Origin of the sequence: Selenomonas sp. KH1T6, assembly GCF_900108415.1 — a bacterium.
Lineage (GTDB): Bacteria > Bacillota > Negativicutes > Selenomonadales > Selenomonadaceae > Selenomonas_B > Selenomonas_B ruminantium_A.
This window is the reverse complement of sequence record NZ_FNWN01000016.1, coordinates 54,037-65,282: the sequence shown is the minus strand read 5'-3', so window position 1 is coordinate 65,282 and position 11,246 is coordinate 54,037. Positions and strand designations below refer to the sequence as shown.

The window sequence follows — 11,246 nt, the reverse complement described above, 5'->3', positions numbered from 1 at the left end:
TTCCTGCTGATAAAAGGACTTGTTGCGAAAGGCATTCTCGAATGCAACCTTAAACACATTGCTTACAGAGAAACCGCGAACCTTATAGGCATTGCAGGCCTTGAGTATCTTGCCAACATGGAATTCTTCCAGGAAACAAGATATTTTTGAAGAAAGTTGTTCACCAAAGATATGATTCTGTGATACAATGTTCATGGCATAAGCCCTCCGTTTATGTTATGATTGCTGTCACTTTCATTATACAAAACGGAGAGAGCTTATGCTATTTTTTTAGGAAATGGTACAAGTCGAATAATTTGGCAGTTTCACAACTGCGAAGTTTGAGTAACCTAATATACCACATCATGGAAGAGTGATGGCGTCCTTCTTCCAGTAGCCCGTCAATCTTTATGCGTTTGTTGGCCCGTTCAGCAGATGTGCGCTTGTTGTAGATTTGCTTCCATTGAGGTGAACCGCGTGGAGGATCGCAGAACAGCCGTGGATTATCCTTAAGACTTATATGCACAACACGGCCATAAGTGGATTTGGTACAGCGCTTGTCGCACAAGCATAGCCTTTCTGCGTATTTTGTCTTCGGACAAATATATTTGGCTCTGTGCCGTTTCTTATCAGTGCCATCAGGTTTCAGGGGAAGTCCAAGAGGACAGATTGGCACACCTTTATCACTTATTGTATATCCCTTCTCCTCAGCTGATTTGGTGCCACGAAGATTCAAGTCTATGAAGGGCGTTATGCTGCTTTTGTTGCACATCTCGTACACAGCAGTTGCATCGTGTGCGGAATCAAGGATCAAAACGGAAATATTCCAGTCTGCGAAGAATGCCTTGATGCAGGCAAGTCCGTGCAGCATGGCAGGAAGATCATGGCGGGATGCACGCTCCAGAATAGGGAAGACAGGCAATCCGGAGTTGGCATCTGTGAAGAGATAGAGGTTATAACCATAGAAAAAGAAATTCCTGGACGAATCCCAGCCCCAATTGGCATCTGGCTGGGAGAACCAGCGCTTGTGGTGGCAATTGACGATACCTTTTTCATTGCAATAGCACGTTGAATGGCTGCGCTCCCGGTTGGATACTTTCACGGGCGTGCCGTCACCGGCCAGAACCAGTTTCCTGACATCCAGAAGATCTTTGTGAATAGAACTGGCCAGGAATACCCTGCTATAGATTTCACCGATGATGTGTAGCTTGGTCATGAGGATGCCTCCGGCACTGTGTCTATCAAAATACTTGATGACGGTGGCAGCATTATCTTTGTCGAAGGACGGAGACTTTTCGCCATTGCTCTTTCCTTTAGACGGTTTCTTTATGCGGTAGCGCAGGTGAGGCAAGAAATTGTTGCATCCTGGCCATAGGCGATGAAAGAAGTCATAAAAAGCGCCGAATGATGGAGTATGGTCATGTGAAAAGCCTGACAGTATGGCTAGAGACTCATCAGAGCGCAGACGTTCAGCCCAATCAACAAGAGAACTAGACTTAAGCCAGATTGAAAGCAAGTAAGAACGCAGCATAGAGGAAGGCAGCCATGCAGGACGACCTTCCTCTGAGTAAAAAGGGACGCATGATCTCGTCAACCGATGAAAGATCAAGCGCCAGGAGCTTTGATGCCAGCTTACGCTTCTTCTTGTCGAATCGCTTTAGGCGACTGTTGTGAATGTGTTGGGAGAGGAGCTGCTTATAGGCAGCGTGGGAGCCGATTTCAGGCAATCTCAGCATGATGTTCACCTTCTTTCAAGTACTATTGTACATGTGAACCATCAAACTGAGATGGGTGATACTCATCCACAACGGCATTTTGCCATAAATTTTGGGGGCACATTGAATAATGTGCCATGGCTCAAGGCAGACAAATAGAGGGTTTTGGGTTTTCTAATTTACATAGGATTTTCTGGAGGGGCAAATTCATTTTCCAAATAACATGGTTATCGTAAAGAGAGATATTTATCTTGACTATTGCAACTTTATGTTCAAGGTGCTGCAGGGGATGCAGGAGCATTACAGGGAGAAGGGGACTCCCCGCCCGGACAGGTACCTTGGCTATGTGGGGGAACTCCTGACTACCGTGTACTTCGCCTATCATCGTGGGAGATGGCGGACAGGATTTATAGATTATCGACTGCTGAAAGAAGTATGAGGGAGAGGTCATATGCCGGAAATATCCGTAATCGTGCCCCTGTACAATGCAAGGAAGTATCTGCAGGAAGCTATTGATAGCGTACTAGCTCAGACTTTTCAGGATTTCGAAATCATAGTGGTAGATGACTGTTCAACGGATGGCAGCTGGGAACTGGTAAACAGGCTTTATGGAGAAAATGACAATGTCTGCCTGTATCGCCATGAAAACAACAAGACAGCAGGTGGCGCCAGAAACACGGGCCTTGAGCACGCCAAGGGCAAATACATTGCCTTTTTGGACAGTGATGATCTCTATATGCCGGAGACATTGGAAATCATGCATAAGGTGGCCGAAAAGTACGGCGCGGAGGTAGTTCATTCCCCAGGTTGCCTGGTACCCCAGGGAGATCAGGAACAGGTAAGGACAACAGATGAATTCCGCACCATTCTCTTTGATGATATGCCAGCCTCGCAGGAGCCTGTGCTGGTATCGGAAGAGAAGGCCTATCGCGTGGAGCTTTGGGCCAGGCGGAAACTTTATGGCACCATCTGGAACAAGCTTTTCAGAAGAGATTTTCTGGACGAGCACCACATACGTTTTGAGGAAAATTTGGTGCCAGGGCAGGATGCCATCTTCCTTTTCCGTTGTGTCTTCTATGCCAGAATCTACCTATGGATTCCGGACATCTTCTACATCTACCGCCGTCCTGTCACATCTGTGACCAGAAAAAAGCGGGATGCCAAATTTATCGCAATGCAGGCCAAAAATATTGCAGCGAAGATAAAGGCACTGGATACCTATATGGGTGACATCCCGTGGTTCAGTGACAAACCGGAAGTACAGGACAAAGTGCGGGAGTTTGCCATTATCGACACTGCCCCCTCCTTCATTCAGCAAGGCTACCACAGCCAGGGCCTGCTGGAGGGCAGTGAGGAAGAAATCCGCCAAGCCTTCAAGGATATTTACGGTGAGCAAGGCTATTTTGCCTATTGGTATTTCCATCACTATCATATGCTGAAGGCAGGCGCGGGAGGAACCAATGAGGGCCAGTCATACATCTTCCCCTATCATCTTTTCCAAGAGGGAGAGAGAACCGTCATCTACGGCGCCGGAGAATCAGGTCAGTCCTTCTACCAACAACTGCAAAGGCAAAACTACCTCAAGCCCGTAGGTATAGTGGACAAAAGAGCCAAGGAACTTAAAACACCGGACTTCCCCGTGCAGCCTGTTGAAGACCTGAAAAAGATGGACTTTGATGCCATCCTAATTGCCGTCATCAATGAAAAAGCCGCCAAGGAAATCAAGGCGGCATTGATTGCAATGGGCATAGGGGCAGAGAAAATCCGCTGGCAGGGCGATGCCTACGCCAAAGACGACTATTATAACAACTATTACTTTCCTTTGTTAAGGGAAAGTAATCAATCAAAGCAAAAATAAAAGCCTTCCCCTTGAGGGGGCGCGCAAGCGCGGTAGTCCGGTGGACTCCCTGGGGGGGGGACCGCGAAGCGGTGGATGAGGTCGCTGTCCCTTGGCAAAAAGGAGCAATAAATAATGAAAATCGCAATCGCCGGCACCGGCTATGTAGGCTTCGTTACCGCCGTATGTCTTGCCGAACACGGCCATGCCGTAACCTGTGTGGACGTGGACAAGAAAAAAATCGACAGCCTGAACCGCTATGGCAAGGCCCTGATTTACGAAAAAGACCTGGATGCCCTGATGGCAAAGAACAAAGCGCGTCTTTCCTATACCACGGATTATGCCTCTGCCTACAAGGATGCGGAAATCATCTTCATCGGCGTAGGCACCCCGGAAAAGCGGGATGGCTCTGCCAATCTGAACTATGTCTACGCCGTGGCTATGCAGATAGCGGAAACTGCGGAAAAAGAATGCGTAGTGGTGGTCAAGTCCACCGTCCCCATCGGCACCAATGAGCGCATAGAGAAGCTGATTCGCGACAATCGTCCGGAAGGGGCAGTTCCTCTTCATGTGGCTTCCAACCCGGAATTCCTGGCCCAGGGCACGGCCGTCCATGATACCCTGCATGCTTCAAGGATTGTTATCGGCGTGGAAGATGACTATGCCAGGGAAAAGCTTACGGAACTCTACAAGACCTTTGATGCTCCAAAACTTATCACCAACCGCCGCAGCGCGGAGATGATCAAATATGCCTCAAATGACTTCCTGGCCCTGAAGATCAGCTACATCAACGAGATAGCCAACCTCTGCGAGGAAATTGGGGCGGATATCGAGGATGTGGCCCAGGGCATGGGCTATGACAGCCGCATCGGCAGCAAGTTCCTGAAGGCGGGTATCGGCTACGGAGGCTCCTGCTTCCCAAAGGACACCAAGGCACTGCACTGGCTGTCGGATTACCATGAACAGGAACTGAAGACAGTAAAGGCTGCCATTGAAGTCAATGACCATCAAAAGCTGAAGTTGATAAGAAAGGCTCATAAATACTACGAGGATTTGGAAGGCGTCACTGTGGCGGTGCTTGGGCTTACCTTTAAGCCCGGCACTGATGACCTTAGGGAGGCACCGTCGCTCACCAATATCCCCATGCTTTTGGAGGAAGGGGCCATTGTGAAGGTTTATGACCCTATTGGCATGGAGAGGTTTAAGGAGCATTATCCTACACAGGTGAAGTATTGTACTTCTGTGGATAAGGCTTTAGAAGGTGCAGGGCTTTGCTTTATTTTTACGGATTGGCCTCAGATTAAGGAATATCCCCTGGAAGGATTCAAGAAGAATATGAGTAGGGCTATAGTGCTGGATGGCAGAAACTGTTATGCCTTAGATGAAGCAGAAGCTGCAGGAATTACTTATGAATCCATGGGGAGAAAAATTGTTTTAGCAGATTGTTGATACTGATTTTTCATATAGTGGAGGATTTTTGAGATATGAGCAGGCGGAACAGAAAGAAAAATAGGCAGTTGTCCAAAAAGGAAGTCATTAAGGAAGAAAAAAACGCAGAGCAGGAAAAAAATACGTTTAAAGAAGAACAGGTTACGGACAAGGCTGAAGCGCTCGTTTCTCAAGAGACGTCTGCAAATCAGGCAGATTCTGTTGTGCCGAACCTTAAGGGGGGGCTGATTGTCTATGGCACAGGCGACCACCTTAAGGATATGCTGGCTTGGCATAGTGACCTATATGAAAGAATTGTCAGGGTTATTGATAAGAATGAATCCAAGATAGGAACGAGGCCAGAGGGTCTTTCCTGTAAGGTAGAATCTCCATCAGTATTGAAAGACCTGCCTGCTGAAACTTGGGTGGCTGTTTCTGCTCTGCGTTATTACGACGAGATTGTCAAAGAACTGAATGAACTTAATCCTGGACTTGTATGTCCGGATATTGACCAGGCATATGCTTATTTGAGGCAGGCCGAGTCTAAGGGCATGCTGGTCTATGGAGTGGGAGCGCATCTGGCGGATATGTTGTCCTGGCACCCGGATTTGAAGGGCCGTATTGGGCGTGTTTTTGACAAGGATGAAAAAAAGAAAGGGCAGAAGGCTCCTGGCACGGACAGAAAGATTGAAAGCCCTGAGGCTATGAGAGCGCTTCCGGCAGGGACTAGAATTGCTATTTCAGCAATTCGTTATTATGAAGAAATTGCCGGGGAGATTTATGCCTTGAATCCTGGACTGGTATGCCAGGACATTGACGAGGCCTATTCCAGGCTGCCAGAACTGTCGAGTAAAAAAGCTGTCCAGCCGGCTAAGCCGACGGTCAAAGTCAGGCAGGGGCTCAGTGAACTGCAAAGACAGCGGCTCCGAGGCAGGGAGGCTGCTGAGAGATGGCGCCGCAGATTCCTGATGGAGTGCGCTAATGTGCGGAAAGTTTTCTGGGGCGCCAAAGGAATACGGGCCAACTATCTCATACAGGAATTCAAGCCTTTCATGGGGCGTGGGGATTTCTTTATAGATGAAGATACGGCCTTGAAGGGCAAGATAAAGAATGGCCTTCCAGTATGTGTGCCAGAAGTGCTCAAAGACATTCGCGGGAAGTATAAGATTATTGTCCTTTCACACCAATATGTCGAAATCAGTGAGCGCCTTAGGGATTATGGCTATGTAGAAAATGTAGATTTTGTCGAGGGACGGCAGATTTTAGGCGAGGATGAGAATGGCTATATTGATGTACCCTGCGTGGACAAGAAGAGAGTAGGTATGATCGTATACGGTGAAGGTGCGCATCTGGCCGAAATTATAAAGCTTCATCCTGAGTTGGCGTGGCATATTAAGCGCGTGATAGAAAAGGATAAGAAAAAAATAGGTACGCTGGTAAAAGATATTGGTGTATCTGTAGAGCCGATGGAGGTGCTGCGTGATTTGCCTGCCGGAACGGAAATAGTAGTATCGAATATTCAATATTTCCAAGACATAAGAAAAGATATTATGGTCTTGAATCCTGGCCTAATCTGCAGGACCATTGACAAAGTATGGCAGGAGTATGTCTGATTTCGTTTAGGTTTTATTCTCTGCTGGAATTGTGACGTAGGAGCAATGGCATGATAAAGATAATTGGGAACAATCCCCAGATAGAAGCAATGTTTGCTGGCAGTGCAGCAGGAAAGAAGGAAAAGGATTACTGCATATTCTGTGAGAAAACTCCGCAGGCATTGGAGCATGGTGCAGGAAAGCAGGAAGCCTTTAAAAGGTTTCGCTCTAGGAAAACTTTTAGGCTGTCACCGTCCATGTTTATGGAGGCAAGGAATTATTTCCATGATAATGCTGGCTGTAGGGAAGAGATTGCCCAGGTTGTGGATAGTGAAGGCAAAACTATTGCCTATCTATACTGGGTTCACAATTATCTGCGGGATAATGACCTTTATCAAGCTATGCCGGCCATAGATTTTTGGGGATATTACTTCAAGTCGGGGAACGTCAATGATTTTGTGCTGAATTGGGCGCGGAGTTATTTGTTTTGCAAGCTGGAGGAATATACATATGCCATCGCAAGGTACATCCTGGATAAATTCCCGGACAGGCCGATATATTTTGCTGATGACATGGCAGGTCTGGATATCTGGGGGGCGGAGAAAAATAGGGTAAAGATTGTAAAATCTTATTGTGATTTGCCAAGTAGCAGCCGGGAAAACTGCATGGTGATTACTACCTCTGAGTACAATGCTTATAGTGATCATGTGCCTGAGTCAAAGAATCTGGTATACAATTCCCTGAATATCATGTACAGCATGCTCTGGGGGAGTCATATCTATCATCCTGGAACGAAGCACCCTGATAAAGTGGTAGTGCGTATTGACAATAAATTTGCTAGCGTTGGGCTGGGAGATATTATCAAGATAACCATGAACTTTGCCTATCAGGCTGAGATGCAGGGATATGTGCCTGTGGCAGATCTCTCCCGACCGGGTTGTTGCCAGTATTGGGAGCAGGGAATCAACGTTTGGGAGGAACTGTTCAAGCCTCTCAGTGACATACGGCCCGAAGAAACGGAAGAATGCGCCAATCTTATCAGTGCCCGCAAAGAGGAAAGGGGCTGGCTGGTCAGTGATTGGCGTTCCAATCCTCTGTGGAGGGAAGCTGACTACCAGGCCCTTAATAGCGGCTGGTGGGGAGATCGTCCCCATTTGAGTGACAAGGCATGGGATTTCGTGCTGAGCCATGCACCGGCACAGCTGAAAAAGCGCTTGGAAACAGCAGTGTCCAATGAGAGCAAGGAAAAAGATAATGTCCCATCTGGCGCAGATGATATGCGTATTTTGGGCGTGATTATACGTGGTACCGACTATAGAAAAGAAGCCTACAAAGGAAATGCGCGCAACGAAAATAATGCAGATATTGAATATGTGCTGAACTGGAGCAAATACCTGATGGATTCCGGGCGATATGATTATCTCTTCCTGGCTACAGAGGACGAGGATTATTTCCGCAGGTTCAAAAGTGAATTTACTGAGGAAAAGTTGCTGTATGTGGATCAGCCCAGGGTGCATCTGGATCTTTCCCAGAACAGAAGAATTACTACGGATACTCTCTTCAGGGAGAAGAAAGTGGCGGGCCTTGACTTGGCCAAACTTTACCTTACGGTACTAAAATCCTTGGCAGTATGTGATGATCTTATTTCCTCCATGGATAACGGCACCTACCGTCAGGCGTTGCGGTGGAACAAAGGAAAATTCGGCCTGGCCAAGATTATCAGGGAAAAAGAGTCACTGCCGCTGCCGCTTCGTGATAAAACGCAGGCTCCCCAAGGCCAGTCCCAAAAGATGCAGCCCAAAGTACAGGAAATAAAGGTAGTTCATGTATCTGACACAAATGATGTTCTTTCCCGTGACAGAAGCCGGGTTATCTGGACAGAGGGAGATCTGTCTCATTTCAGACGGCAGGATCTGCTTAGAAGTGGGGATTTCTTTGTTACGGAAAAAGGTGAAGATCAGGGGAGATTTTTTCACGAAATGCCTGTCTGCAGCCCTGAAGTACTGAAAAATATGGATGAGCGTCCTTTGGTGTTGCTTTTGGTCAAAGATGCTGAGAAGCCCATAAAGAAACTTCATTCTTATGGCTATGTTGAGGGAGAAGATTTTCTTCTTTGGGATAGTAAGGCGGAAGGCTGGTGCAGTGCAGCAAATGCATCTAATACTGCAACTGGTGCAAGTGTGCAGCAGCCAAAAGCAGTTCCTCAGAGCAATTCCAAGCCATATGCTGAATACCTTAGCCGATATGGTCAGGTGACAGAACTTGACAGGCTGGATATGGCAAGGGACATAACTTCCTTTGCTGATGCTCCCTTGATTTCGATTGTGATGCCTGTCCACAGCCCCAGGGAAGATTTCTTCCGTCAGGCTTTGGATTCTGTGCTGGCGCAGGCGTATCCACATTGGGAATTGTGCCTTGCAATGGAGAACTCGTCCGAGGTTGCAGTGGGGGGACTGCTGGAGGAATACCGGCAGAAGGATGCCCGTATAAAAGTGGCTACTGGAAGTGTCGATGCACTTAACATGGTGTCCGGCAAGTTTACAGTAATGATGGGGCAGGAAGATATTCTGCAGCCGGAGGCCCTTTACTGCCTCGCCAAGGATATAAATGCTTCCAAGGGCGAGGTGGATATGCTCTATACAGATATGGACTATATCGATGGAGCAGGCCAGAGGTCAAATCCCAGATTCGGCCCGGATTTTGATCCAATTAGTTTGGCCTCTTGGAATAACGCAGAGCATCTGGCAGCTTTCCGCACCTCCGTGATGAAAGAGCTTGGCGGTGAGGATGATCTGGTCAGGCGCTTTGTGCAGCAGATAAAGCCTGAGCGGATACATCATATTCCCCGTGTCTGCTACAGCTGGCGCAGGCTTGAAGAGGAGGCAGCTTCGACAGAGGGCAGGCTGGAGATGGTCCAGGGCCAGCAGCTGACAAAGCCAGAATTGCCTGCACCTGCACCAATGGTGTCTATCATCATTCCTACCAAGGATAAGGTGAAGATACTGAGAGATTGCGTGGAAAGCATCATTTCAGTGACGGATTATCCTGCCTATGAAATTATCATTGTGGACAACCGCAGTGAGGAACAGGCTACTTTTGATTATTTTAAGATTTTGGAGAAGCGGGATAATGTACGTGTTTTCCCCTATGAAAAGCCTTTCAATCATTCTGCTATCTGCAATTTTGGTGTAGAAAAGTCCAAGGGCAGTCTCTATCTGTTCCTGAACAATGACACCAAGATGATGGAACCTGGCTGGCTTACCAGCATGGTCAGGGAAATTGGCAGGGAGAAGGTAGGCGTAGTGGGAGCCAAGCTCCTGTATGCCAATGGCAAGGTGCAGCACGGCGGCATCTCCCTGATGGGGGTACGCATAGCTCACCATCCAGGCTTGGGATTGGAGCGCAACCAGGCAGGCTACAGGAATCTGGTGAATATGACCAGACAGTGTTCTGCTGTGACAGGGGCCTGCCTGCTGATGAGGAAAGAAACATTTGATGATGTGAGCGGCTGGGATGCTGAGAATGTGCCGGAAAGCTACAATGATGTAGACCTTTGCCTGAGAGTATGGGAAGCCGGATGGAAAGTTGTCTATGATGGCAAGGCGGTACTTTATCATCTGGAATCCCTTTCCAGAGGCCATTCCTGGAACAAGCCAAAGGATTTGGCCAGACAGGCCATGGAGCGTCATGCACGGCATATTATGATAGAGCGTCATGGAGAGCTTTTGTTTCATGATCACTTCTATAATCCTAATCTTAGCTGGGACAGGCCGGACTACAGCATAGCCAAGTTCCCAGCAGTGGGCAGGCCGTGGCGCCCCTGGATTGAGTTTGTCTGTCCCTTTGATTTGGGCAAGGCGTTGCTGGGAATTCAGGCTGCGTATCAGGCACATTTGGCAGGCAGGAAGGTCAGAGTTCATGTGCTTGAAACACTCATGCCATGGCTGTCCGATTTCAAGCTGCCGTTCCCGGTGGTGCCGGTTCCTGCTGTTCTTATTGCTGAGGGGAAGGCAGAAGAAAAAAATGCGAAAGTGTCTGGCTATGTTGCTGATAGGGCTGATTCTTCAGGACTGGTAGTGGATACTGGCTCAGAGAGAAATTTTGATGGTACCTGCAGGCTGAATTTTGTGGAGTATCTGCTTTGCCAGCTGCGTATGCCTATCGGGGAGAAATTGAGGCCAATTTTGCCTGAGGCAAGGGGTCTGGATGAGAAGACCAAGGAAATATTGAAAGGCAAAACAGCCTTGCTGTGTGCAGAGAGTGAGCATGCACAGGGAGAAATGAGCCAGATTACAATTTCCAAATTGCAGGAAGTACTGCACCAGGAAGGTTTCCGGGTAGTGCAGATTGGCAGGAAGAATGCAAAGAGGCTGGATGGTTTTGATGACTATCTGCTGATGGATGGCACAGCAGGCTTCTGGCGAGCTGCTTTTGAAAAGGCAGGGATGATTGTTAGTGCTGATTCCTGGGCTGGCCATTTGGCAGCGATGATGGGGAGACCACAGATAACGGTATTGGTTACAGATAATGCTAGGAATTATTATGGTAGGGATTATTTTGAGAATGAGGATGGGGATAGCTTGGTTTTGGAATTTGATTTAGGGGATGAAAACACGGTAGAAGAATTTTGCTACAGTATAAATTCGAATGATAAAGCTTGAAGTATGTTTAATTTAAATGATAAGGAGAATTTTC

The 11,246-nt window shown here is 47.7% G+C and carries 7 protein-coding genes and 1 pseudogene; 5 read left to right on the top strand and 3 right to left on the bottom strand.

What is annotated here, in order from left to right; translation table 11 throughout:
- The 3 genes and pseudogenes from BLW59_RS17975 to BLW59_RS10635 form a co-directional block, all read right to left on the bottom strand.
- Positions 1–195, bottom strand: a pseudogene (locus BLW59_RS17975) (transposase); the annotation flags it as partial.
- A gap of 67 nt (positions 196–262) precedes the next feature.
- Complete coding sequence (locus BLW59_RS10640; RefSeq protein ID WP_074697757.1) at positions 263–1,510, bottom strand: transposase; 1,248 nt, start codon at positions 1,508–1,510, stop codon at positions 263–265.
- Complete coding sequence (locus BLW59_RS10635) at positions 1,476–1,715, bottom strand: hypothetical protein (protein WP_074697756.1); 240 nt, start codon at positions 1,713–1,715, stop codon at positions 1,476–1,478. The genes BLW59_RS10640 and BLW59_RS10635 overlap by 35 nt, the downstream gene beginning before the upstream one ends.
- 172 nt (positions 1,716–1,887) lie before the next feature.
- On the opposite strand from BLW59_RS10635, the gene BLW59_RS10630 reads away from it, so the two are divergent.
- From BLW59_RS10630 to BLW59_RS10610, 5 genes are all read left to right on the top strand, one after another.
- On the top strand, positions 1,888–2,133 hold the full coding sequence (locus BLW59_RS10630; RefSeq protein ID WP_318258504.1) for a DUF4422 domain-containing protein: 246 nt from the start codon (positions 1,888–1,890) through the stop codon (positions 2,131–2,133).
- A 12-nt stretch (positions 2,134–2,145) separates the two neighbouring features.
- Positions 2,146–3,552 carry a glycosyltransferase family 2 protein gene (locus BLW59_RS10625; RefSeq protein ID WP_074697754.1) on the top strand — a complete coding sequence of 469 codons (1,407 nt, stop codon included), beginning with the start codon at positions 2,146–2,148 and terminating at the stop codon, positions 3,550–3,552.
- A gap of 114 nt (positions 3,553–3,666) precedes the next feature.
- Positions 3,667–4,980, top strand: a complete 1,314-nt coding sequence (locus BLW59_RS10620; RefSeq protein ID WP_074697753.1) for a UDP-glucose dehydrogenase family protein — start codon at positions 3,667–3,669, stop codon at positions 4,978–4,980.
- Positions 4,981–5,015: 35 nt separating this feature from the next.
- The gene (locus BLW59_RS10615) at positions 5,016–6,572 is read left to right on the top strand and encodes a hypothetical protein (RefSeq protein ID WP_074697752.1); all 1,557 of its coding nucleotides are present in this window, start codon (positions 5,016–5,018) and stop codon (positions 6,570–6,572) included.
- A 50-nt stretch (positions 6,573–6,622) separates the two neighbouring features.
- Positions 6,623–11,212, top strand: a complete 4,590-nt coding sequence (locus BLW59_RS10610; protein WP_074697751.1) for a glycosyltransferase family 2 protein — start codon at positions 6,623–6,625, stop codon at positions 11,210–11,212.
- Positions 11,213–11,246 lie beyond the last annotated feature (34 nt).

Excerpts from the sequence above, each read along its gene's own strand:
- BLW59_RS10640 (WP_074697757.1), bottom strand. The coding sequence starts at position 1,510 with ATGCTGCGTTCTTACTTGCTTTCAATCTGGCTTAAGTCTAGTTCTCTT.
- BLW59_RS10635 (WP_074697756.1), bottom strand. The coding sequence starts at position 1,715 with ATGCTGAGATTGCCTGAAATCGGCTCCCACGCTGCCTATAAGCAGCTC.
- BLW59_RS10625 (WP_074697754.1), top strand. The coding sequence starts at position 2,146 with ATGCCGGAAATATCCGTAATCGTGCCCCTGTACAATGCAAGGAAGTAT.
- BLW59_RS10620 (WP_074697753.1), top strand. The coding sequence starts at position 3,667 with ATGAAAATCGCAATCGCCGGCACCGGCTATGTAGGCTTCGTTACCGCC.
- BLW59_RS10615 (WP_074697752.1), top strand. The coding sequence starts at position 5,016 with ATGAGCAGGCGGAACAGAAAGAAAAATAGGCAGTTGTCCAAAAAGGAA.
- BLW59_RS10610 (WP_074697751.1), top strand. The coding sequence starts at position 6,623 with ATGATAAAGATAATTGGGAACAATCCCCAGATAGAAGCAATGTTTGCT.